The organism is Peribacillus sp. B65 (assembly GCF_058513295.1).
The window spans coordinates 2,322,935-2,344,205 of the sequence record NZ_CP195840.1 but is presented as its reverse complement, the minus strand read 5'-3'; the positions used below and the strand labels follow the sequence as shown (position 1 = coordinate 2,344,205).

26 protein-coding genes and 2 pseudogenes are annotated in these 21,271 nt (G+C 42.0%); 10 read left to right on the top strand and 18 right to left on the bottom strand.

The window, feature by feature from the left end:
• Window position 1: 1 nt before the first annotated feature.
• The gene (locus ACSR9O_RS11515; protein ID WP_491724424.1) at window positions 2-676 is read right to left on the bottom strand and encodes a site-2 protease family protein; all 675 of its coding nucleotides are present in this window, start codon (window positions 674-676) and stop codon (window positions 2-4) included.
• 140 nt (window positions 677-816) lie between these two features.
• Here ACSR9O_RS11515 and thmT point away from each other — a divergent pair, with 140 nt between their 5' ends.
• On the top strand, window positions 817-1,002 hold the full coding sequence (gene thmT, locus ACSR9O_RS11510; protein WP_061465772.1) for a 2-hydroxymuconate tautomerase: 186 nt from the start codon (window positions 817-819) through the stop codon (window positions 1,000-1,002).
• 29 nt (window positions 1,003-1,031) lie between these two features.
• On the opposite strand, the gene ACSR9O_RS11505 is transcribed toward thmT, so the two are convergent.
• The 3 genes from ACSR9O_RS11505 to ACSR9O_RS11495 form a co-directional block, all read right to left on the bottom strand.
• Window positions 1,032-1,541, bottom strand: coding sequence for a YwgA family protein (locus ACSR9O_RS11505; protein WP_098185024.1), 510 nt, complete (start codon window positions 1,539-1,541; stop codon window positions 1,032-1,034).
• 32 nt (window positions 1,542-1,573) lie between these two features.
• On the bottom strand, window positions 1,574-2,881 hold the full coding sequence (locus tag ACSR9O_RS11500; RefSeq protein ID WP_101223869.1) for an HD domain-containing protein: 1,308 nt from the start codon (window positions 2,879-2,881) through the stop codon (window positions 1,574-1,576).
• 236 nt (window positions 2,882-3,117) lie between these two features.
• Window positions 3,118-3,339 carry a YuzB family protein gene (locus ACSR9O_RS11495; protein WP_491724423.1) on the bottom strand — a complete coding sequence of 74 codons (222 nt, stop codon included), beginning with the start codon at window positions 3,337-3,339 and terminating at the stop codon, window positions 3,118-3,120.
• A 269-nt stretch (window positions 3,340-3,608) separates the two neighbouring features.
• Between ACSR9O_RS11495 and ACSR9O_RS11490 the strand changes: the two are divergent.
• A pseudogene (locus tag ACSR9O_RS11490) lies at window positions 3,609-3,888 on the top strand (RsfA family transcriptional regulator); the annotation flags it as partial.
• A gap of 167 nt (window positions 3,889-4,055) precedes the next feature.
• Window positions 4,056-4,355, top strand: a pseudogene (locus ACSR9O_RS11485) (hypothetical protein); the annotation flags it as partial.
• Window positions 4,356-4,417: 62 nt separating this feature from the next.
• On the opposite strand, the gene ACSR9O_RS11480 reads toward ACSR9O_RS11485, so the two are convergent.
• From ACSR9O_RS11480 to pta, 3 genes are read right to left on the bottom strand one after another with little or no spacing between them, the layout of a single operon-like run.
• Window positions 4,418-4,591: a hypothetical protein gene (locus ACSR9O_RS11480; protein ID WP_157831070.1), complete on the bottom strand. Its 174-nt coding sequence runs from the start codon at window positions 4,589-4,591 to the stop codon at window positions 4,418-4,420.
• Window position 4,592: 1 nt separating this feature from the next.
• Window positions 4,593-5,441: an octanoyl-[GcvH]:protein N-octanoyltransferase gene (lipL, locus tag ACSR9O_RS11475; RefSeq protein WP_491724422.1), complete on the bottom strand. Its 849-nt coding sequence runs from the start codon at window positions 5,439-5,441 to the stop codon at window positions 4,593-4,595.
• A gap of 35 nt (window positions 5,442-5,476) precedes the next feature.
• A complete protein-coding gene (gene pta / locus ACSR9O_RS11470) occupies window positions 5,477-6,463 on the bottom strand; it encodes a phosphate acetyltransferase (protein WP_491724421.1) in 987 nt (328 codons plus the stop codon).
• 255 nt (window positions 6,464-6,718) lie between these two features.
• Between pta and hemQ the strand changes: the two genes are divergently transcribed.
• Both hemQ and gerQ read left to right on the top strand, forming a co-directional pair.
• Window positions 6,719-7,468, top strand: coding sequence for a hydrogen peroxide-dependent heme synthase (gene hemQ / locus ACSR9O_RS11465; RefSeq protein WP_491724420.1), 750 nt, complete (start codon window positions 6,719-6,721; stop codon window positions 7,466-7,468).
• Window positions 7,469-7,879: 411 nt separating this feature from the next.
• Entirely contained in the window at window positions 7,880-8,410 is a 531-nt protein-coding gene (gene gerQ, locus ACSR9O_RS11460; protein ID WP_230176097.1) for a spore coat protein GerQ, read from the top strand.
• A gap of 108 nt (window positions 8,411-8,518) precedes the next feature.
• Here the strand turns inward: gerQ and ACSR9O_RS11455 are convergent, their stop codons facing one another.
• The 3 genes from ACSR9O_RS11455 to ACSR9O_RS11445 form a co-directional block, all read right to left on the bottom strand.
• Window positions 8,519-8,887: a DUF423 domain-containing protein gene (locus tag ACSR9O_RS11455; protein WP_054398573.1), complete on the bottom strand. Its 369-nt coding sequence runs from the start codon at window positions 8,885-8,887 to the stop codon at window positions 8,519-8,521.
• A gap of 23 nt (window positions 8,888-8,910) precedes the next feature.
• Complete coding sequence (locus ACSR9O_RS11450) at window positions 8,911-9,288, bottom strand: YwdI family protein (RefSeq protein ID WP_260358802.1); 378 nt, start codon at window positions 9,286-9,288, stop codon at window positions 8,911-8,913.
• Between the two features lie 150 nt (window positions 9,289-9,438).
• A complete protein-coding gene (locus ACSR9O_RS11445; protein ID WP_101223874.1) occupies window positions 9,439-10,119 on the bottom strand; it encodes a uracil-DNA glycosylase in 681 nt (226 codons plus the stop codon).
• Window positions 10,120-10,270: 151 nt separating this feature from the next.
• Here ACSR9O_RS11445 and ACSR9O_RS11440 point away from each other — a divergent pair, with 151 nt between their 5' ends.
• Window positions 10,271-11,704 (top strand): phospholipase D family protein, encoded by a 1,434-nt coding sequence (locus tag ACSR9O_RS11440; RefSeq protein WP_491724419.1) that lies wholly within the window; start codon window positions 10,271-10,273, stop codon window positions 11,702-11,704.
• Between the two features lie 135 nt (window positions 11,705-11,839).
• Window positions 11,840-12,187 carry a YflT domain-containing protein gene (locus tag ACSR9O_RS11435; protein ID WP_053536921.1) on the top strand — a complete coding sequence of 116 codons (348 nt, stop codon included), beginning with the start codon at window positions 11,840-11,842 and terminating at the stop codon, window positions 12,185-12,187.
• A gap of 62 nt (window positions 12,188-12,249) precedes the next feature.
• Here the strand turns inward: ACSR9O_RS11435 and ACSR9O_RS11430 are convergent, their stop codons facing one another.
• Genes ACSR9O_RS11430 through mobA form a run of 4 tightly spaced genes read right to left on the bottom strand, consistent with a single transcriptional unit; the run spans window position 12,250 to window position 14,609 of the window.
• The gene (locus tag ACSR9O_RS11430) at window positions 12,250-13,269 is read right to left on the bottom strand and encodes a MoeB/ThiF family adenylyltransferase (protein ID WP_101223876.1); all 1,020 of its coding nucleotides are present in this window, start codon (window positions 13,267-13,269) and stop codon (window positions 12,250-12,252) included.
• A 24-nt stretch (window positions 13,270-13,293) separates the two neighbouring features.
• Window positions 13,294-13,527: a molybdopterin converting factor subunit 1 gene (moaD, locus tag ACSR9O_RS11425; protein WP_101223877.1), complete on the bottom strand. Its 234-nt coding sequence runs from the start codon at window positions 13,525-13,527 to the stop codon at window positions 13,294-13,296.
• Entirely contained in the window at window positions 13,520-13,984 is a 465-nt protein-coding gene (locus ACSR9O_RS11420) for a molybdenum cofactor biosynthesis protein MoaE (RefSeq protein ID WP_101223878.1), read from the bottom strand. The genes moaD and ACSR9O_RS11420 overlap by 8 nt, the downstream gene beginning before the upstream one ends.
• Entirely contained in the window at window positions 13,974-14,609 is a 636-nt protein-coding gene (gene mobA, locus ACSR9O_RS11415; protein ID WP_101223879.1) for a molybdenum cofactor guanylyltransferase, read from the bottom strand. The genes ACSR9O_RS11420 and mobA overlap by 11 nt, the downstream gene beginning before the upstream one ends.
• Before the next feature lie 370 nt (window positions 14,610-14,979).
• Here mobA and pdxK point away from each other — a divergent pair, with 370 nt between their 5' ends.
• From pdxK to bshB2, 3 genes are all read left to right on the top strand, one after another.
• Window positions 14,980-15,807 carry a pyridoxine/pyridoxal/pyridoxamine kinase gene (gene pdxK / locus ACSR9O_RS11410; RefSeq protein ID WP_230176092.1) on the top strand — a complete coding sequence of 276 codons (828 nt, stop codon included), beginning with the start codon at window positions 14,980-14,982 and terminating at the stop codon, window positions 15,805-15,807.
• A 124-nt stretch (window positions 15,808-15,931) separates the two neighbouring features.
• On the top strand, window positions 15,932-16,279 hold the full coding sequence (locus tag ACSR9O_RS11405) for a YojF family protein (protein WP_096339115.1): 348 nt from the start codon (window positions 15,932-15,934) through the stop codon (window positions 16,277-16,279).
• 97 nt (window positions 16,280-16,376) lie between these two features.
• Window positions 16,377-17,042, top strand: a complete 666-nt coding sequence (gene bshB2, locus ACSR9O_RS11400; RefSeq protein ID WP_101223880.1) for a bacillithiol biosynthesis deacetylase BshB2 — start codon at window positions 16,377-16,379, stop codon at window positions 17,040-17,042.
• Between the two features lie 148 nt (window positions 17,043-17,190).
• Here bshB2 and ACSR9O_RS11395 read toward each other — a convergent pair whose 3' ends face one another.
• The 4 genes from ACSR9O_RS11395 to ACSR9O_RS11380 all read right to left on the bottom strand — a co-directional run bounded on the left by ACSR9O_RS11395 (window position 17,191) and on the right by ACSR9O_RS11380 (window position 21,179).
• Window positions 17,191-18,396, bottom strand: coding sequence for an MFS transporter (locus tag ACSR9O_RS11395; protein WP_101223881.1), 1,206 nt, complete (start codon window positions 18,394-18,396; stop codon window positions 17,191-17,193).
• A gap of 18 nt (window positions 18,397-18,414) precedes the next feature.
• The gene (locus ACSR9O_RS11390) at window positions 18,415-18,834 is read right to left on the bottom strand and encodes a MarR family winged helix-turn-helix transcriptional regulator (RefSeq protein ID WP_053536927.1); all 420 of its coding nucleotides are present in this window, start codon (window positions 18,832-18,834) and stop codon (window positions 18,415-18,417) included.
• 362 nt (window positions 18,835-19,196) lie between these two features.
• Window positions 19,197-20,285 (bottom strand): PQQ-dependent sugar dehydrogenase, encoded by a 1,089-nt coding sequence (locus ACSR9O_RS11385; RefSeq protein WP_491724418.1) that lies wholly within the window; start codon window positions 20,283-20,285, stop codon window positions 19,197-19,199.
• 27 nt (window positions 20,286-20,312) lie between these two features.
• The gene (locus ACSR9O_RS11380; RefSeq protein WP_101223882.1) at window positions 20,313-21,179 is read right to left on the bottom strand and encodes a Cof-type HAD-IIB family hydrolase; all 867 of its coding nucleotides are present in this window, start codon (window positions 21,177-21,179) and stop codon (window positions 20,313-20,315) included.
• Between the last annotated feature and the right edge of the window lie 92 nt (window positions 21,180-21,271).

Below are 21,271 nucleotides of genomic sequence, written 5' to 3'. Positions count from 1 at the left end.
TTTAAAAAAGCAAAAGTGTAAAGAACCGACTCAGGACGTCGCCTACCAATGGTACAACATTGTTCAAAATCGGGCCAATTGTATACTTGCTCAGCGGTGTGATGATCAGAATCAAAAAAATCAGTGAGCCATATTGTTCATACTGGGTCATTTTTGCCCGGAAGTCAGCTGAAACAAGATCCTGTACGATCCTATAACCATCGAGCGGCGGCAGCGGTAACAGATTAAATACAAACAAAAGGATATTCAAGTTTATGAGCACCTCGAAGAATGGCTGAACGAATAATGGTAAATCAGGTCCAACGCCTGCTGCAAGCAATCCATAAAATATTAAAAACCCTAAAATTGCAACAATCAAATTACTGAACGGACCGGCAAAAGAGACGAGCACCCCTGCCAATTTTGGATTCTTGAAATGAAAACGATTAACCGGTACAGGTCTCGCCCAACCAAATCCGGCTATCAATATCAACAGAGTTCCGATTGGATCCAAATGCGAAATCGGATTCAATGTGACTCTTCCTTCATTCTTTGCAGTCGGGTCACCGAACTTATAGGCCACATAGGCATGGGAAAATTCATGAACCGTAAATGCGATTAACAGTGACACAATGACATATGGAAGCTGTTCCAAAGGATAAGCCAAAAACCTTCCTATTTGATCAAAGAATTCCATCGATAGCTTCTCCCCCATTGTTTATTACCGTTAGTATACATCAAAAGAGCAAGAAGTGAAAAAACTCTGACTTCCGTGTCTTGCATTTCTTTTTCCATTGTGAAACACTACAAGATAAGAGAGGAAGGGGGGAAAAATAGATGCCATATGTAACAGTCAAAATGCTTGAAGGCCGTACAGACGAACAAAAAAAGGCTTTAGTCGAAAAGGTGACTGCAGCCGTTACGGAAACAACTGGAGCACCAGCTGAAGCCGTGACGATTTTCATTGAAGAAATGTCAAAAAATCATTTAGCAGTAGCCGGTGTCCGTAAAAGCGATCAATAAGTTTTACATAATGGGGAAAAGCTAAGCCATCAATTCGGCTTAGCTTTTGTTTTTAGCTGCTCAATATATTCATATGCCTCATCAATTTCTTCAAGCGTATATTTTTGTTTGCTTTTCAGCGTGAAAATTTTCTCGGTGACTTCCTCTTTTTCAAGCGTGTCGAAGTATAATACCGTTGAAACCAGCTCCAAAAACCTGGCATTCTGTTCGTTCATATCCTGTAAGCATGCCTCAAGCGCCGGCATCTCCACTTCCTGGATGGATAGGAAATCCCGGCCTGCATCCGTTATCGAATAACAATATTGATAATAGCCTGCTTTTTTTTCCCTCACTTCATTCAAGTAGCCCATTTCGCAGAGCTCTTCAATACGTAAGGTCAACTCCTCCGAATACGGTCCATAAAAGTGAAACTGAAACTTTTCATGAAATGGGAAGGACAGCTTCTTCGCGATATAAACGATCTTTTGTAATTTTTTCCGACCCGAGATTTCACCGGCAGTAGAAATTGCATTGATAATGTTTGCATGATCCTTAAACAAGGCTCGTCACTCCTCACCAAAAATGTACCACTTTAATCCGATAGCTCCAGAAGCTTACGAATCTGTTTTTTTATATTTTTCTTCGTAGATTCATCACGCAATAAATCCGCAGGATAATACAACTTATGATCCGTTCTTCTTTTCCCTGAAATTGCATCGACAATTTCGGATTCACGCGATAATTCACGAATTTCGCCATTATTTTTCAGCAAGTGAATCGGCAGTCTCTCCTCTTCCTCACCTGGCCGGTAAAAATCATACGGCAGATCTGATGAAGAATCGACGACGAGATAATAATCCGGATCAATGCCCGCCTTCTTGAATAGCGTCCTTAACTCCATCAACCTGTTCATTTGACTGTTCGATGGATGGAATTCCACATATTTAAATAGTTTACGGTTAACGAAGCGAGTGCATAAATCTTTTAAAATCGCATCGTTTTCGTCTTCCCATGCTTCGAAATAATAGAGCATCACCGATTCATCCATTTTCAAGTAGTCCGTTAAAGTCACTTCTCCCCTGAACAATGAATAAAAATGGTGTGGTTCTTGTGCAAACTCATAACCGGATTCATATAAATGTTTCGCTCTATGTAGAATCTTGGTAAGTATGACCTCCGCACTTCTCGTAACTGGATGGAAATAAACCTGCCAATACATTTGGTATCGGCTCATGATATAATCCTCAACCGCATGCATCCCGCTTTGTTTTATGACGGCATGTTCTTCCCTTGGCCTCATTACACGCAAAAGCCTTTCCATATCGAAATGTCCATAACTCACGCCAGTGAAGTAAGCATCACGCTGTAAATAGTCCATTCTATCAGCATCGATCTGACTTGAAATCAGGCTGACTACTAATTTGCCTTTATAGGTTTTCGCTATGACTTCTGCCACTTTCTTAGGAAAATCACGTCCAACCCTAAGGAGGATCCTATTAACTTCCGTATCGCCGAGGATTATCTGCCTCGTGAATTGCTCATGATCCAGGTCAAACACTTTTTCAAAAGAATGAGAGAAAGGACCATGACCCAAATCATGCAGAAGTGCTGCGCACAAGGATAGTAACCGTTCCTCAGGTTTCCATTCGGGTCTGCCCTCGAAAACATCATCCACGATTCTCCGAACAATCTCGTATACTCCAAGCGAATGGCTAAGCCGACTATGTTCCGCTCCATGAAAGGTTAAATAAGTCGTTCCCAGCTGTTTGATCCTTCGAAGACGCTGAAATTCCTTCGTCCCTATTAAATCCCATATAACCCGGTCGCGAACATGTATATATCGGTGCACCGGGTCCTTGAATACTTTTTCTTCTTGTAATTTTTCACCGGAATATTCCATGAACTACCCTCTTTTTCGTAATCTCGATGCACTCATTATAGCGTGTTTTGACAAAAAACCCTAACTTCCACCTTGCTAGTAAGAGGGGTCATTTTGTAAGAAAACGGAAGTTTCAGTCCGATTTTGTCTTGAAATTAAAGAAATAAAAAATCACCGCAGTGTGTCGAATCTGGGTGATGATTACTTGTTTCATTTATCATAAGCAAACAATCCACTCTAACTATATATCATGGATCCTACTTTAGTTTTTTATTGATTTTATCTAGTAACTCGTCTTCTGTCGGTGCAGCAACTGGACGGTTATTGACAAAGGCAAAAGACTTCTTTCTGCCAGGACCGCAATAGGATTGACAGCCCACTTCAATTTTCGCGTTGGGATCAAGCTTTTCAAGACGCGGGATCAACGTTTTAATGTTTACCGCCAAGCAGTCATCGCACACTCTGAATTCATTGGACATCCTCCGGTCACCATCCTTTCCATGACAAACTATTTTTCATCCATTTATACGACTAAAGGGTATTTTACCGTTTCTACTTATGAATATCAAGAGGGCTGGATGATGTGAAAAGCATGTAAATAATCAAAAAACTAGTATCCTTTTAACCTTTTTGTATAAAAAATCCATATTTTGTCCAAAATGCTAGTAGAACACTCCATAAATCACTGCCACACGATATTTTATATAGTTATTTATTTAAAAAATTACCAGAAAGGGAGTATGTAGAAATGAAGGTTCGTCAAGACGCCTGGACAGAAGAAGATGATTTGCTTTTGGCAGAAACGGTATTGCGCCATGTGCGGGAAGGCAGCACTCAGCTCAATGCTTTTGAAGAGGTAGGAGATAAGTTGAATCGAACCTCTGCAGCATGCGGATTCCGCTGGAATGCAGTTGTCCGCCATAATTATGATAAAGCGCTTTCCCTTGCCAAGAAACAGCGTAAGCAGCGGCAAAGGATCCTTGGAAAAGATCAAGGAGGAAAAAAACGACTTCTTTATACACCGCCGTCACCAACGATTTCCGACATAATGGTTCCCCATGTACAAGAAGAGGAACTAGAGTTGAAATCCGAAGTCGATATTACCAATTATGAAGCAGCAGAGGAATTCGTTGTGGCAGAAGCCCTCGCTCCTAAGACACAGCACACACCAGTAACCTTGGAAACGGCCATGAGCCTCGATACCGTCATCGCCTATTTGGAATCTATGAACGGCCGCATGCTCCAAGTCGAAGTATTAAAAACCGAAAATGAAAGATTGAAGCTTGAAATTAAAGGGCTGAAAAAGCGAAATGAAGAATTGGAGAATAAAATCAGCCACCTAGAGCAAAACAGCGGCTTGATGCAGGAAGATTATGAAACTTTGATGAATATCATGAATCGAGCAAGAAAGCTGGTATTGTTAGAGGAAGAGGAACGTCCGGCAACTAAATTCAAGATGGACCGGAATGGCAATTTGGAAAAAATGGCCGAGTAATAAGATAATGTGGGGATAAGTTACATAGATCAACCACATGATAAAGGCCGTTTCACCCATGTTTATCCGAAAAAGGGAGCCAATAAGGCTCTTTTTTTCATTGTTTCAAGAAAGATGGAATAATATCTCCCTGGACGCCGCTGCCTATCATCCAGTCCTTTTACAGTTTCAGTGAATGCTAAAGTCGTATTAAATGAACGAAGCCGTTCCTGACTTAATGGAACGGCTTCGTTCATTTCAATCCTTTAATGGATCAAATACTTTATCATTGCGTTCCACCACTCTTGTCAAGTATGCCTCATACATCGGCCATTCCTGAACGGAAAGAGTGTCAGAGAATATCCTTTCGCTATGTTCCTTCAATACATGCAGGAATCTGAGCATCACGTCCTGAACACTCAATTGCACACCCAACAATTCAGTTAGGGACGCCATCACCGAAGGGACGATATCAGGATAAACGAATTTGGTTTCTGCATTTCCTTTAGCTGCATCATAAAAACCCTTCACGAGACTGGCACGTTCAGCCCCGCTTCCATTGACACACAAATAGATTTGCACCGCTACGCCATTGCGGATCCTACGTTGGGAAATACCGGCAAATTTTTGCCCATTTATACTTAAATCATAACTTCCAGGACAATAGGAACCGACGATTTCCCTTGCTTCCATCGTGACTGGGAAATCGGAAAACATCAATTGGACAAGCTCCCACATCGCATCATATCCACGATTGATTTCAATTTGTCGCTCGTTTTCAGGAAAAATGAGCGACAAATTAAGGACACCCTCATCCAGCACGACTGCCAGCCCTCCGGAATTCCTCACGATGGCCTGAAAGCCATGTTCTTCTAAATGATCCAAACCCTTTTTAAGAAAAGGCAACTTCGTATCCTGTATACCCATGACGATGGTTCGGTGGTGTACCCACGCTCTGGCTACGGCCGCTGATTCACCTGACCCTACGGAAGCACAAAATGTATCATCCATCGCAAAGGACTCCAGAGCAGGAAACTGAGGTCCGACGGAAGATTGATCAATAATCCTCCACTCTTGCTGCATTAATAATGAATCTATTTCACCCATACGAATCTCCCTCTAACATTTAATCCTCAAGCTGCCTATTGATACTGCGCCACAAACCCCTGTGCCGCTGTAATGACAGCCAGTTTATATACATCCTCTTCACTGCATCCCCTCGAAAGGTCATTCACCGGACGATTCAGGCCCTGAAGGATCGGACCGACCGCTTCGAAGCCGCCCAAGCGCTGTACCATCTTATAGCTGATGTTCCCCGCTTCGAGACTTGGGAAAATAAAAACATTCGCATCCCCCTGAATAAGGGAATCCGGTGCTTTTTTTCTTGCTACCGAAGGAACGAAGGCCGCGTCAAATTGAAATTCCCCATCAAGGATGATTTCAGGGTCCATTTCTTTTGCCAAATCGACAGCATCAACCACTTTTAAGGTCTCGGGGGATGTTGCGGATCCCTTCGTCGAAAAGCTCAGCATCGCCACACGCGGTTCGATATCGAACATTAGTGCAGTCTTCGCACTTTCTATAGCAATTTCAGCCAGGTCCTGGGAATCGGGGTTTATATTAATGGCACAATCCGCGAACACATATTTTTCTTCATCCCGGACCATGATGAATACTCCCGATGTTTTTTGGACGCCTGGCTTTGTTTTAATGATCCTTAGGGCGGGCCGAACCGTATCGGCAGTCGAATGAGTTGCGCCGCTGACCATTCCATGTGCCAGTTTCATTTGGACGAGCATGGTTCCGAAATAGTTCTCATCCATTAAGATTTCACGTGCTTGTACATCGGTCGCTTTACCATCACGGACCTTAACGAATGCTTCTACCATTTCATCCATCATGATATAATTCTTCGGATCATATATTTCGATTGCATCAAGGGAGATCTTTAAATCTTTTGCCTTCTCTTGAATCAACCCGATATCCCCAATCAATACAGGTGTCACCAGTTTAGCTTTGGAAAGCCTGCCTGCCGCTCCCAAAATCCGTTCATCCAACCCTTCTGGAAAAACGATCTTTAAATTATGCCCCATAATTTTCGATTCCAATATTTCAAATAAATCACTCACTGGCTATTCCTCCTTTTTAGATACGTTTCCCCCATTTTTTTTATATTTAACCATTCGATGAAAATCCATTGCCGTCTTCTTTTAAGAATACTCTAGGAGCCAGGTAAATTCCAGCCACTTCGGTCCCTCCCAATCCGCAAATCTGAAATTTGCAGAACGCCGAAAAACAGTGATGGTGTTTGCGGGTTGATATAAATTTCCTTATACTGAAACTATGTTATATTAAAGTTATAATAAGACTTAGGAGTGATCGTAATGAGTGAAGCAGCACAAACACTGGACGGCTGGTATTGTTTACATGATTTCCGTCTAATCGACTGGTCTTCTTGGAAAACGTTATCAAGTGACGAACGCCAATTGGCCATCTCAGAGTTCCAAGGTTTACTGGATAAATGGAATATGACACAAAGCGACAATGAAGGCAGCCATGCCCTATATTCCATCGTTGGTCAGAAAGCGGACTTCATGCTTATGTTTGCCCGCCCAACCATGGAAGAATTGAATGTAATTGAAAACGAATTCAACAAAACGAAGCTTGCCGAATATACAATTCCTGCTTATTCATACGTTTCCGTCGTGGAATTAAGCAATTACTTAGCTGGCGGAGATGATGAGGATCCATACCAGAACCCTCATGTCCGTTCCAGACTTTATCCGATACTTCCAAAAGCGAAACATGTATGCTTCTATCCAATGGACAAGCGTCGTGATGGCGATGATAACTGGTATATGCTTTCCATGGAAGAGCGCAAAGGCTTAATGCGTTCCCACGGCTTGATTGGCCGCAGTTATGCAGGTAAAGTGAAACAAATCATTTCGGGTTCTGTCGGTTTTGACGATTATGAATGGGGCGTAACACTATTCGCAGATGATGTCCTTCAATTTAAAAAATTAATCTATGAAATGCGTTTTGATGAAGTGAGTGCACGTTACGCTGCATTTGGTTCTTTCTTTGTAGGCAATATCCTGCCGGAAGAAAACGTACCTTCATTCCTATACGTATAAGACGATGAGCTTCCGGTTTCCGGAGGCTTTTTTTGCGTCCCCTCCTTATTTTTTCCCGGCCTTGGAATAAATTCAATCCATATCCCATACATTTTCAATAGTGATGAATTCATTTTTTCACAGTCCCATTCAGCTTCAGGAAAATTGATCAAGGCAATTCCTGACTCCAGCGAGGTGAAGGAACGTTACTTCTATTCATTAGCCGACAAGAGGATATGGCTTATATCATGAACGGCAGCCGTTATGTATCGCTTAACATTCATTGTGGTTTTTTAAGCCACCCGGGGATTGTCCAATAAACATATACAATACTACCGGTCGCTATAAATCGCACTGTTTCTTCCAGTCAACTCTCTCGGATTGTCCAAATTCCACTGCATCAACTAAACCTTGAATTTAGGAGGGAATGCAATGTCACAAAATAATCCTTATGGTAATTATCCGTACGGAGGAAGCCCTTATTACCCCTATGAGAATAATGAGCCTGAACTAAGGCAGCAGAATCCTAACCAGCAACAAGGTTACCCGCAACAAGGTTACCAACAGCAAGGATACCAACAGCCATCATACCAGCCACAACAGCCCACTATGGCAGGCACGCCACAACAAGTGCCGATGACGATGGGTCAACCCCCTTCCGGACCACAGATACCTGGCATGCTTCCGGTCGAACAGTCGTACATCGAGAACATCTTGCGTTTGAATAAAGGGAAATTGGCCACTGTTTATACAACGTTTGAAAACAACAAGGAATGGAATGCCAAGATCTTCAAAGGAATCATCGAGGCTGCAGGACGCGATCATTTAATCATAAGCGATCCTCAAACGGGAAAACGATACTTAATCCCGATGGTATACTTAGATTATATAACGTTTGATGAAGAAATCGAATATGAATATCCATTTGGAGGCACTGGGCTTACCACCTATTCGCCAAGGTAAAAAAATCCTATATAGAAGAGCCTCAGAATCTATTTGATTCTGAGGCTCTTCTTATATTGGAATGACTTTTTCCCAAAAAGAGCTGACCCAGAAGGTCAGCTACCTTCATTACAAGTATTTATATGCAGCAATGATCATTAAGACCCAAGCAACCAAGAATGAAACCCCGCCAAGCGGTGTGATGGCCCCTAGGACTTTGATTTGCGTAACGCTTAGAACGAATAGGCTTCCGGAAAACAGGATAATTCCTATTAGCATAAGCCAGCCGGACCAGTTGATCAGCGGACTTGAAATTTTCCCGGCCAATAAACCGAGTACCAATAAACCCACCGCATGGAACATTTGATATTGAACAGCGGTTTGCCAGGTTTCTAAATATTTATCAGGAATTTTCCCTTCCAGCCCGTGTGCACCGAATGCACCTAGTGCCACAGCAATAAACCCATTCAATGCACCTAAAATGATGAACAGTTTCAATTATTTCGCTCCCCTTCCCTAATTTAAAAATCGAACAAGGACTCCCCATTGGCCTCATCCATTTTAACCGGTTCTACATTCGGTGTAGCCGACATAACGGGCTGGGTCAATGTGATTGGCTTCGGCATGCTGATGTTCGCTGCTTTTTCATCCACCATTACTTCACAAAGGGACTTAATGGCAATTACATACCCCTGCACCTTATCCTCTGAATTTGCCTGTTTCGCTTTTAAAACAAGCTCTTCGATTTTATCTAACATTTGTCTTGATGAAATATCCAACTTTACCACCTCGTCTATATACAGGTCAAAACTATCATAACTAGCATAGCAAAAATCAGAGAAGAAAACACCTTGCATATTTCCTACCTTTTCATTGGCTTGGCTTGAAATTTCAAGCATGGCTGTCCTGAAGAATGAAAGACATCAAGAGAAGGCTGGTTTGATGTTTTGAATTGAAAAGCACGGCAGCCCTTTGGAAAACTGGGATCCCAAGTTATATAGAAATGACTGCACGCCATACAATTCACCCGTTTCGTTTTACTGCCCATATCATCGGTTCGTGATTTTCCAATCAATTGGGGATTCCCCCATTTCCAACAGCAATTGATTTGTTTTGGAAAAAGGTTTTGTGCCAAAGAAACCACGGGAAGCCGACAGCGGACTTGGATGTACGGACTTAATGATTTTATGGCGGGTTTCATCAATTAAAGGGATTTTGGTTTGAGCAGGTTTTCCCCACAGGATGAATACAACCGGTTTCGGACGGTCATTCAATAGGCGAATAACTTGATTCGTAAAGATTTCCCATCCTTTTCCGCGGTGTGAGTGCGCCTCTCCCTCACGCACAGTCAAGACGGTATTCAATAGAAGCACTCCCTGTTTTGCCCATTCAACAAGGTAACCATTATCCGGAACCTCATAGCCTAGATCGGTGTTTAACTCTTTAAAGATATTTCTTAAAGAGGGTGGGATGCGAACTTCCGGCTTAACTGAAAAACTAAGGCCATGCGCTTGACCAGGGCCATGGTAAGGGTCCTGTCCAAGGATGACAACCTTTACGTCTTCATAAGGAGTATAGTGAAGCGCATTGAAAATATCGTCCTGATCAGGATGAATGACTTGCTGGCTGTACTCTTGCTTTATAAATTCCCTTAGCTCCTGGTAATATTCTTTTTTGAATTCCTCTTTCAATAGAGGCCACCAATCATTTGTCAATAACTGCTTTTCCATCTGCCACATCCCCTTTCCACTTTTTGAAACTATATTATATCAAACTTAATCGCCTTGCCTTTTCCATAGATTACGATTTATGTTTCTATATACCCCAAAAGTGGGAAAATAGAAAGTTAGCAAGCAATTTAACCATGTTGGAGGATTCCCTATGAAAAAATGGTACAAAAGAAAACGATTTTATCTGCTTGTCAGCATTTTAATCGTCATTGCAATCGTAATCGTCTATAACAGCTACAAGCCTCTCCCCGATGGTATTTCTTATGAAGGAAAAGTTCATCATGTCGAGGATATCGATTTCATCTATGACCTTTCCTATCACGATGAACAAGGGAATCTGCAACATGAGCAGCGAATTTTCCAAACCATAAATCAAGCGATAGAAGAGGCTGATTCTTATATCGTAATCGATATGTTTTTGTTTAATGCTTTTTATGATGAAAAGATAAACTTCCCGAAGTTAACCGAGACTCTGAAGGATAATCTGGTGAAACAGAAGAAAAGGAAACCTGATCTCCAGGTTATATTCATTACAGATGAAGTGAATACTTCCTATAATGCCTACCAATTAGAGGCATTGGAAACGATGAAGAAAAATGGAATTGATGTCATTGTTACCAACTTAGACCGCCTCCGGGATCCGAATCCTCTCTATTCAGGTGTGTATCGGACCTTTTTCCAATGGTTCGGTGAAAGCGGAAAAGGCTGGATTGTGAATCCAATGGCCAAAAGCGCACCAAAGGTCACCTTGCGTTCTTATCTTAGACTGATGAATATCAAAGCCAATCACAGAAAAGTGGTCGCTACTGAAAAAACGGCCATCATCTCATCTGCCAATCCTCATGACGCAAGTGGATTCCATTCCAATATCGCGTTCCAGATGGATGGGAATATCATCGGCGATTTTCTTAAAGCCGAAGAAGCCGCTTCGAAATTCTCGGGAGGACCAAAGTCATTTCCTGAGTTCAAAGGGACATCGGCAGATAAAGGACCGATATCGGTACAACTGCTAACGGAAGGAAAAATCAATAAACATGTCCTTAAGGCAATTAAGGATGCAAAAAAGGGGGACAAGATCCATCTTGCCATGTTCTACATTGCCGATCGCGAGGTTGTCGAGGCATTAACGGATGCAGCTGAACGGGGTGTGAAGATTCAAATGATATTGGATCCGAATCAAAACGCTTTCGGAAGTGAGAAAATCGGGCTTCCCAACCTTCCGGTTGCCGCCGAATTTGAAAAACTGGGGGATGAAAACATCTCGATCCGCTGGTACAAAACAGATAAAGAACAGTTCCATACAAAATTGATGATGATCCAAAAGGCTAATGAAACGGTTATCCTTGGAGGATCGGCTAATTATACCTCCCGCAATCTAGATGACTATAATCTTGAAGCGAATGTTGAAATCCATGCTCCAAATGATGCCGGCGTTTCCAAGGATGTCGATAGCTACTTTCAAAGACTTTGGACAAATCAAAACGGAACTTACACGGTGGATTACAGTGAATACCAAAAGAAACTGCCTGTCTTCAAATACTTGACCTACCGCATTCAAAAGGTATTCCGCTTCACCACTTACTAAATATTCTTCGATAAAAATGTTTATCCGTGCCCAAACAAGGTTATATACTACTATAGCCAATCAGCAACTGTAATAAGCAAGATTCCATTTACCTATTTCCAAGAGAATCTCACTGAAATTCAAGGAGGAGTTTATATGTATCAAGTACATGTAGTAGAAAACGGTTTACAAGCAAAGGAAAAAATCGATGAATTAGTTACATCAGGTTATACGAAAGACGATGTATATTTGTTTGCCCATGATAAAACCCGTTCAAAACACCTTACCGAGAATACAAATACAGAAGGTGTAGGCATGAAGGAACAAGGTTTCCTTGATACCGTCGGAAATCTCTTTAAATCACGCGGAGATGAACTTCGTAATCGAATGAGCAACCTTGGCCTTAGTGATATGGAGGCAGAACGTTACGAGGAAGTTCTTGACGAAGGAAAAGTAGTCATCGTCGCTTCCAAACAAGACAATAAAGACGGGGTTACACACTAAAACCCTATATGAATTCATAAAAAACGAGGCTCCTTAACCGGGGGCCTCGTTTTTTATAATCATTATCCCAGGATGCTTTGGTACGCGGCCTTTGCATGGACCATGTCCTTCGTACCGTGTATCAACGCCCGTCCATCCTTGAAAATGACGATACGCTCCCCAGCTTTTTCACAAGAGAGAAGAAATGGATTGAATTTCACCAAATAGCCGCTGCCGTCCAGATCCTTGGCTAATTTCTCGAGTTGCAGTTTCAAAGGTTTTGGCGGTCTTACCTGTACAGTATCCCTCCCGCAAAGAACAGCCGTTTTCGTTGCATTCTCCATTGTTAAAAAGGGATATGTCCTCTGCTCCCCGCATGAGAGACAATCTTTCTTTTTCGCTTTTGTCAATTTAACGGTTTGGTATTGATTTCTCCACAGATCAAAAGAAACAAGTGCAGGCCGTACAGATTCCCAATCTTCTACAAGGATTTTCAAAGCTTCGGCAGTTTGGTGTGCCACTACCATCGTTACTGCTGGTGATATGATTCCTCCTGTGTCACAGGTCATACCTTGAATGGGGATCGCTTTCAGCAAACAGTGCAAACATGGTGTCTGTCCGGGAAGGATCGTCAAAGTCATCCCCACACTCCCCACACATGCCCCATAAATCCATGGTATATGAAGCTTTTGTGATAAATCATTAATTATCATCCGTGTCTCAAAATTATCGGTTGCATCCATGATCAAATCAACATCACCAAGCAGCTGCTCGAGGTTCTGGGCTGTTGCGTCCATGATGATGGCATTCACTTCAACTTCATGATTGATATCAAATAAATGACGCTTTGCCGCTTCTGCCTTTGGCAGTTTCTCCTCGACATCCCGTTCCGTATACATTTGTTGGCGCTGTAAATTACTGGTCTCGACATAATCCCTGTCGACAATGGTAAGCTTCCCTACTCCTGCACGAGTAAGGGCCTCGGCATTAGCAGATCCCAAAGCCCCTGCACCAAGAAGCAATACATGCTTCTTCATAATTTTCAATTGGCCCCCTTCACCAATGGGGGCGAATAAAGTCTGCCTTGAAAATCGCTCTTTCACCGTGAACCCTCCCTTCCAAATGCTTTAGCCTCCACTTACTGGCGGAATGAAAGCTACAGTATCTCCATCAGATAGAATTGTGTCATCATCGGCAAATTCTTCATTGACCGCTGTCATCACGGTTTCAAGACCTTCCAATTGAAAATCCACCTTCATTTTTCCTTTTAGCTGGGCTACACTCATTCCATTTCCTTCTATAGTAACAGTCTCTTTACCTAGCTCATCTTTCAATTGGGCAAATAAAAGTACATTAATCATCAATATCCTCCTCTTCAGGTTTCCCCGTTGGATATGGAACGGTTTCCAACTGGTTTCCGACCCATGTCTCCCCATCTTCCCAGTGTTCCTTTTTCCAAATCGGGACGATTTCTTTAATTCTTTCAATCGCATACCTGTTTGCCTCATATGCATCATTCCGATGTGGCGTACTAACGGCAATAACCACTGCGATATCCGTGATTTCAAGTTTACCTACACGATGGGTGATAGCCGCTTCTGCATCAGGCCAACGCTCCTTGATCTCTGATCCGATTTGCTCCAATTTCTTGACGGCCATCGGTTCATACGCTTCGTATATTAGGAAGAGAGTCTTTTTTCCTTTCGTCATTTCCCTCACCGTACCAATAAAGGTCGTGACGGCACCCGCATTTCGACTGACTACTTTATCAATCACTTCCTGGATGACAATCGGCTCTTTTGAAATATTATAATTCATGTCTACCATCCTTTATATATAATTCAGTTCGATCAATATAACCTGCCTCTTGATAATCTTCCATCGTATTCATATTAAAAAAAAGGTAGTGAAAATGTTCAGGATTCTCGCGATATAACTTAAATTCGGTTTCTTTCATGATTTTCACCGAAATCTTTTCCAAAAATAGTCTCATTTTCAATTCATGTTTTAATAAACAGTCCGTCAGTACAGGAAGACATCTTTTATGGTAAACAGCAAAAAGCGGCTGGAGCCTGCCATTTATTTCTGGAATGACTGCGTCGAATTCAGGTTCATAATTGGATATGATATCCTTTATGGCATCTGCACTCACAAACGGCATATCACAGGCTGCAAGGAACTGAAGCTCCGTTTCCGATGAGGTCAACCCTGCATGCAATCCGCCAAGAGGTCCTTGATCTTTATGTAAATCCGGAATTAGCGGCAGCTGCAGAAAACGATATTCTTCAACTGTATTCGTAATGACCATAATGTTTTCTGACACCTTTTTCAATTCGGATGCCACTCTTGAAATGTTCACAATGCCACCTATGGACAACAGGGCCTTATTCACGCCCATACGGCTTGATTTCCCACCAGCTAAAAGCAACATTGTCCATTCCATAGAAATCACCCTCCCTTTTTTGGGTTTAATCCAGCATCGAACGGTAAAGCTATACTAAATGTATCCACTATATTTAAATATTTTAAATCAACTTTGAAAATAATGACACCTTCACAAACTTTGCTTTGCATATCAAAAGATGGAAAGTAGGATCAAAAGCTAAAAAGCAGGCCACCCACCCATTTTATTTTCTGAATTCCATGTCCGAAAAAATGACTCATGCGTGGCCATTCCATTACCTTTCTTAAGGTACTCATATTAAGGTGAAAACTAAGTTTTACATAAAAGAAATTTTGGTATATTCTAAAAATAGGATATTAACTGGTATGCTGATAATATCGAAATCTAATTCTCCTGAGGAGGTCACATAATGACTATGAAAAGAGCTATGACAGTTGCCGGATCGGATTCGAGCGGCGGTGCGGGTCTTCAAGCAGATTTAAAGACATTCCAAGAATTCGGCGTTTACGGTATGTCCGCTTTAACGACAATCGTGACGATGGATCCAAAGAATGGCTGGTCCCATAATGTATTCCCTACACCGGTCGAGGTTTTAGAAGCCCAAATCGAAACGATTCTATCAATCGGCATCGATGCCATGAAAACGGGAATGCTTGGATCAGTGGAAATCATTGAACTTGTTGCCCGTAAAATAGACGAGTTGAAGCTGGACAAGGTCGTAATCGATCCAGTTATGGTATGTAAAGGTGAAGATGAAGTATTGCACCCTGAAACGGCTGTAGCTCTGCGCGAACTGCTTGTTCCACGTGCAACTGTAGTCACGCCAAACCTGTTCGAGGCCGCTCAGTTAGCGGGAACTGCGCCTATCAAGACGATTGACGATATGAGGGCTGCAGCCAAAAAGATTCATGAACTTGGTGCAAAATATGTCTTGATCAAAGGCGGTAATAAGCTGGATCATGATAAAGCCATTGACCTTTTATATGACGGAACTGAATTTGAAATCCTTGAATCAGAAAAAATCGAAACGACCAATACACATGGTGCCGGCTGTTCATCTTCAGCAGCCATTGCAGCTCAATTGGCTGAAGGTAAAAGCCCGCGTGAGGCTATCCTCATCGCTAAAGACTTCATCACCGAGGCCGTTCGCCATTCTTGGAAGATGAATGACTATGTTGGACCTGTCAATCATGGTGCATACCATAAATATGGAATCGCTGAAAAAACACAAAAATAAAACATCAAGTTTAATGGCCGCTCAAATTCATCGAGCGGCCTTTTTCGCTTTTTTCGTTTTTATTTAGTAAAATAGAAAGAAGGAAAAGCTTATCTAGCCGCCCAGTTAAGGAGGAAATTATAGTATGAAACCTATAGACCGTACAGAGGTGCAAAATGCCATTGATTCTTTCGCAGGACAAGATGTATATCTTCACCTTGAAACGACAAATGGTGCCTATGCCACTCATGTAGATGAAGCTTTCTTTTCGGCAGGCGCTTATATTCGTAATGCTCTTATACAGTATGAACATGGGAAGATAGTTGGGGATGGACCCTACCGCATCGGCTTGAAGCTCAATATTGGCTGGGTATATGCAGAAGGCGTTAACCACTTCGAAATGGATGAACAAGGAAGATTGCTATTGGCAGGCCTTGATTTTTCCGGAAAGCTTGCTGTCTCCATGCAGCTCAGTCCCACTCCTTTTGAATGATGGCAACTTGCTTGAAATATATCATATAATTCCGATGAAAACTCCCATTTACCGATAACCATACTCACTGTAAGTAGAACGGAAGGAGAAATATACCTTGGAAAAAGAACGCCATGTATTAGTTATATTCCCACATCCCGATGATGAAGCCTTCTCGGTCTCCGGAACGCTTGCCCTTCATAGAGAAGCGGGCACTCCTGTCACCTATTTATGCTTAACTTTAGGAGAAATGGGACGTAATTTAGGAAACCCTCCATTTGCAACAAGGGAATCGCTCCCTAAAATTCGTAAAAAGGAATTAATCGATGCAGCAAATGCGATTGGCATCCAAGATTTACGCATGCTTGGATTGCGTGATAAGACAATTGAATTCGAAGATGATGAAAAGCTGACTTCATTATTTACCGATGCCATCAATGAATTGAATCCTTCATTGATCATTACGTTTTACCCAGGATACAGTGTCCATCCTGACCATGAAGCGACAGCACGGGCTGTGGTGCGGGCCGTTGAAAGAATGGAAGCGAAAGAGAGGCCTAAACTTCATTGTGTCGCCTTCTCGAATAACTGCATTGACGAATTAGGGCAACCTGACATCATTCATGATATCTCTGCCGTCGAAGAAAAAAAGGTAGCCACATTCACTGCCCACCGTTCGCAAACTCAGGCAATGGTGATCGATTGGAAAGAAAAATTCGAAAATCAGGATGCCGATTTTCTAGACTGGATCCGCAAAGAAAGATTATGGACCTATAAGTTTTAAAGAAACCGCCAATGGCGGTTTTCTTTGTTTATGGCATAAAAAAAACGCCTGTGGGATACAGGCGGAGAAAAGGGGGATACTTTTGGAAAATCAATCATAATATAAGCATCCCCAAAATTCTTCATTTTATACAATCATATTCAAAAAATTAAGCAGACAAGCGTTCCTCATGCTGCATTTTCACTCTTGCCGAGGCTTTTTTTCCATGCGCCAAGTAATAAATGCCAATAAGTATGAACGCAAAGATGGACATTCCTATGAATAACCCTTTGAACCCTGTATATGGAATAAGGAATCCCAATAGAAACGGGCCCACACCAATACCGAAGTCATACATTGTAAAAAATGTGGATGTGGCTAATCCCATCCGATTTGAGGGGGCTTCCTTGATGGAAATCGCTTGACTGCTAGATTGGAACGTACCATAACCCACTCCGATAAAGGCGCCGGCAATCAGAAGCGTGATACCATGATGGGATTGGCTCAGGATGACCATACCGATGGCAAATAGCAAGAGCGATGGGTAAATAACTGCATTTTCCCCCTTCACATCAAACATCCGGCCTGTAAACGGACGGGACGCCAAAAGGAATACAGCAAATACGACAAAGAAAAAGCTCGCCGCATCCATTAAATCCATTTCCTTTGCAAAAGACGTTAAATAGGACAAGATGCTCGAATAGGTAAATCCGGCAAATCCGATAAAAACGGCAATGGGAAGTGCCCTTTTTTCAAAGTAATCACTGATTTTAAATCCTTTTTGTGGTGAAGCTCCGACCTTTTCCCCTTCAGGCACATTCATGAATAACGATGCAACTAAAGAAAACGCGGCAAATAAAGAGGCTGCATAGAAAATGATGGAATAACTGAAATGCTGTGTTATCAGCAATCCAATAAACGGACCGAAAGCCATTGCCAAGTTTGTACTCATGGCAAAGTAACCTGTGCCTTCCCCGCGTCTTTCATTCGGAATGATATCTGCAGCAATCGTTCCAGTTGCCGTAGTGGCAAGGCCAAAAGCAAAACCGTGAATAAGCCGATCGATCAATAAGAGGGATAAACCATTCACCAGGAAATAGCCAATGGATGCAATCAGGAATAGCACCAACGAGCCAAGCAACATCTTTCTGCGGCCGATCTTGTCAATTTTTTTCCCTGCAATCGGTCTGACAAGCACAGCACCGAGAACAAAGATACTTGAAGCAAGCCCTGCTTGTGCTTGCGAAGCATGAAAATTATCCATCGTATAAATGGTCAATGTCACCATCAAGACATAAAAAGTTAAAAATAGAAAAAAGTTCGCAGACGAAACAATCAGAAAGTCTTTCGTCCACAATTTCGGTTTTTGATTCATTTCAATCCTTCTTCCTTACTATTGTTTTAATTTTTCCTTCAGGAAAATCAACGTTCGTAACGTTGCCTCCCGGTCTTCTTCAGCCAAACCGCTCATTAATTGAAGTTCAAATTCCTCAACTACCTTTTTGGCCTCTTGATAAGTCCTTAAACCTGACTCCGTTAACTGTATTCTCCGTTCCCGTTTATCTTTTCCTGGAACTTGTTCAATCAACTCAAGTTCTTCCAATCGGTTTACCGTCCTGGTTACCGTCGGTTTCTCCACATCTAAATAAGTGCTTATTTCAACAAGCGTAGAACAGCCGAACTGACTCAGATAATATACAATCGACCATTGGGAATGATAAAGATCAACCTTGGCCAATTGTTCATTTAACTTTTTCGTAAATGACCTTGAAAATTGTAAGTTATGATGAAAAAAACCATTTTGAAAGGACAAAGGTATTCCTCCTGTAAAGTAGTTACCTAGGTAACTATACACCTATTCAGTAAAAATGTCTAGCCTTCGGATGAACGAAAATAATCGTAGACACACTGTTTCCTAAGCTTCTCCATCACTTCCTACACAACAAGAAAAAACCTCTTTTCAGGAGGTTGGGGCTATTATTTGAGAGTTTGGAGGAAATACTCGTGAATTTGGGGCTTTTACTCGTGAATTCCACGCAAATACTCGTGAGTTTGGGGCTTTTACTCATGAGTTTCGCGCTTTTACTCGTGATTTTATAGGACATAAACCAAAAAGGAAACCCCGCTATTAGCGAGGTTTCCTTTTATATGCTTCTTTTCTCCTGATTGATTACATCAAGGCATATTTAACTGAGATAGCGGCAAACGATAAAGCTTATCATCCTTTTCATCAGGATTTCCTCGGCCGTCCGTATTGTTGCTTATGAAATAAAGAAATTTTTCATCAACGAATACATCGCGTATCCTTCCTGAGCCCGTAATGATATTAGTCAGTTTTCCGCTTTTTACATCATAACTTTTAAGCGCTTCGCCCCTTAAGGCTGCAAAATAGAGCTTTCCGTCAAAATAGGCCATGCCAGAAGGAGCCCATGTATTTTCACCGGAATGAATCAATGGTTTTACCATATCAGCTTTTTGCTCATCGCCCTGTATCTCAGGCCAGCCATAGTTCTTACCCGGATCAATTTTATTTAATTCATCGTGAGCCGAATCTCCATGCTCACTTTCATACAACTGTCCTGCTTCATCCCAAGCAAGGCCTTGTGGATTGCGGTGACCGTATGAATAGACGTATGAATTCGCGAAAGGATTATCGTTCGGAATGGTACCATCCAGGTTCATGCGCAGAATTTTCCCGCCTAAAGAATCTGTGTCCTGTGCGATCTCAGCCCTTCTTGCATCACCTGTCGTTGCATATAGCTTATCATCCGGACCAATTTTGATCCTGCCGCCATGGTGGAAGTCCCCGCTTGGTATTCCGTCGATTAAGGTTTCCATCTCCTGCCACTCATCATCATTTTTTTCTAAAATGACGATTCGATTGATGGGATTCCCGCCTTCTTCATACGTATAATAAGCGAAAGCTTTACCGCTCTTAGAGAAATCGGGAGCTAATAAAAATCCAAGCAACCCAGCTTCCGCTTTTGACGACAATGTCTTTTTTAGGTTGACCTTTTGCCGTGTCATCTTACCCTTGTCCCATTCAACGATAGTTCCTGTCCGCTCCGAAACATACATTGTGTCCCCATTCTTCTGAATCGACCATGGGTCATGCAAGTTCGTTACCAGCACATCCGAATCTTCGCCTAAAGTGCCCGTCACTTCCTTGTCAGGATTCGGCTCGGTTTCAGTGTCATCATCATTCATGTTACAACCAGTTAAAATCAATGCAGCCATAAGGAAAAATAAGAGCAATTTTTTCAAAAGTCTTTCTCCCTTCGATTCATGAGTTTAATAGGCTGACTGTTTAAGTACCTTTAAAATGGCCTCCGCTACACCGGATTCATCATTCTTGCCTGTTACTTCATCACACAGTTTTTTTATTTCGAGCGGGGCATTTCCCATTGCGACAGACAAACCTACCCGTTCAAACATGGATACATCATTATAATTATCCCCAATAGCCATCGTTTCCTGCATCGATCCGGATTTTCCATTCACATATGTTTCAAGTGCCGTACCTTTTTGAGCTGTTTCACTCATGATTTCCACATTTTCACGTCCCGATGAAGTGACTGTAACTCCCTGTCCTTCCAATTTCGAAGCAATTTCATTTAATAAATTTAAATCCTTTGAGAAGCTGAGAATTTTATAATATTCCTCATTCGAACGGCTGAATAACTCGGAATAATCGGAAATGGAAGTTACCTGTCCAAGCTGTAAACGCTCCTCCGCATATTTCCGCATATTCTCAGGGTCAATGTCCGGATTGGCTGTAACGAATACATCAACCAAAACAGATATTGCGTTTTCATAGTCTTTAGAATAAATTCCCTGACTCGTATATATTTCGAAATAAATCCCTTGTTCTTCGAGGAATCCAGCGACCATTTTAGCAGTGGCAGCTGACATTGGATTGGAAGCGGCAATATTTCCATCCTCCGTGAAGAGCGCAGCACCATTTACACAAATGACAGGGCATACGATGCCTGCTTCATCTAAAGCGAACCTTGCTTCCACATAAGATCTTCCAGTAGCAATGATCACTTCCACTCCCTCACTTTGCGCCCTCTGGATAGCGTGTTTATTTTCCTCACTGACCTTTTGCATTTTGTTTAACAATGTTCCGTCCATATCAATCGCAATCGTCTTTATCAATTCAACCGGCTCCTTTTTTTCAATATAATCCCTATTTTAACCGAAAGGACGTGGATAAACACGTTTAACAAACCCGTATCTATTCTTGTGTG

Bases quoted from the DNA above. Each gene is read 5' to 3' on its own strand.
- ACSR9O_RS11515 (WP_491724424.1), bottom strand. From the start codon at position 676: ATGGAATTCTTTGATCAAATAGGAAGGTTTTTGGCTTATCCTTTGGAA.
- thmT (WP_061465772.1), top strand. From the start codon at position 817: ATGCCATATGTAACAGTCAAAATGCTTGAAGGCCGTACAGACGAACAA.
- ACSR9O_RS11500 (WP_101223869.1), bottom strand. From the start codon at position 2,881: ATGGAATATTCCGGTGAAAAATTACAAGAAGAAAAAGTATTCAAGGAC.
- ACSR9O_RS11495 (WP_491724423.1), bottom strand. From the start codon at position 3,339: ATGTCCAATGAATTCAGAGTGTGCGATGACTGCTTGGCGGTAAACATT.
- ACSR9O_RS11480 (WP_157831070.1), bottom strand. From the start codon at position 4,591: ATGAACGAAGCCGTTCCATTAAGTCAGGAACGGCTTCGTTCATTTAAT.
- lipL (WP_491724422.1), bottom strand. From the start codon at position 5,441: ATGGGTGAAATAGATTCATTATTAATGCAGCAAGAGTGGAGGATTATT.
- hemQ (WP_491724420.1), top strand. From the start codon at position 6,719: ATGAGTGAAGCAGCACAAACACTGGACGGCTGGTATTGTTTACATGAT.
- gerQ (WP_230176097.1), top strand. From the start codon at position 7,880: ATGTCACAAAATAATCCTTATGGTAATTATCCGTACGGAGGAAGCCCT.
- ACSR9O_RS11450 (WP_260358802.1), bottom strand. From the start codon at position 9,288: ATGCTTGAAATTTCAAGCCAAGCCAATGAAAAGGTAGGAAATATGCAA.
- ACSR9O_RS11445 (WP_101223874.1), bottom strand. From the start codon at position 10,119: ATGGAAAAGCAGTTATTGACAAATGATTGGTGGCCTCTATTGAAAGAG.
- ACSR9O_RS11440 (WP_491724419.1), top strand. From the start codon at position 10,271: ATGAAAAAATGGTACAAAAGAAAACGATTTTATCTGCTTGTCAGCATT.
- ACSR9O_RS11435 (WP_053536921.1), top strand. From the start codon at position 11,840: ATGTATCAAGTACATGTAGTAGAAAACGGTTTACAAGCAAAGGAAAAA.
- moaD (WP_101223877.1), bottom strand. From the start codon at position 13,527: ATGATTAATGTACTTTTATTTGCCCAATTGAAAGATGAGCTAGGTAAA.
- ACSR9O_RS11420 (WP_101223878.1), bottom strand. From the start codon at position 13,984: ATGAATTATAATATTTCAAAAGAGCCGATTGTCATCCAGGAAGTGATT.
- mobA (WP_101223879.1), bottom strand. From the start codon at position 14,609: ATGGAATGGACAATGTTGCTTTTAGCTGGTGGGAAATCAAGCCGTATG.
- pdxK (WP_230176092.1), top strand. From the start codon at position 14,980: ATGACTATGAAAAGAGCTATGACAGTTGCCGGATCGGATTCGAGCGGC.
- ACSR9O_RS11405 (WP_096339115.1), top strand. From the start codon at position 15,932: ATGAAACCTATAGACCGTACAGAGGTGCAAAATGCCATTGATTCTTTC.
- ACSR9O_RS11395 (WP_101223881.1), bottom strand. From the start codon at position 18,396: ATGAATCAAAAACCGAAATTGTGGACGAAAGACTTTCTGATTGTTTCG.